Source organism: Faecalibacterium sp. DFI.5.82 (genome assembly GCF_029076575.1).
In the GTDB taxonomy this organism is placed as follows: Bacteria; Bacillota; Clostridia; order Oscillospirales; family Ruminococcaceae; genus Faecalibacterium; species Faecalibacterium duncaniae.
This window is the reverse complement of record NZ_JARFIS010000424.1, coordinates 1-315: the sequence shown is the minus strand read 5'-3', so window position 1 is coordinate 315 and position 315 is coordinate 1. Positions and strand designations below refer to the sequence as shown.

Annotated in this window: 1 pseudogene; it reads left to right on the top strand. The window is 65.7% G+C overall.

Features of this window, described 5'->3' with window-relative positions:
• A pseudogene (locus P0G09_RS17270) lies at positions 1 to 315 on the top strand (sodium:calcium antiporter); the annotation flags it as partial.

The window sequence follows — 315 nt, the reverse complement described above, 5'->3', positions numbered from 1 at the left end:
CGGAGCTGCTCATCGGTGCCAAGGTGGTGTCCATCGGCACCACCCTGCCTGAGGTCATGGTCTCCACCACCTCGGCCATGACCGGCCACGGCGAGATCGCCTATGGCAACGCCATTGGCTCGGTCATCTGCAACGCGGCCCAGATCGCGGCCATCACCGTTGCGGTCCGCCCGGGCAAGGTGGACCCCAAGAGCCTGCGGGTGCCGGTGCTGTTCTTCTTTGTGGCAGCGGCCCTGTATGCGGGCGTGGCCTACACCACCGGCTACTTCAGCGGCCCCATCGGCATTGTGCTGCTGGCAATGTTCGTGGCCTACA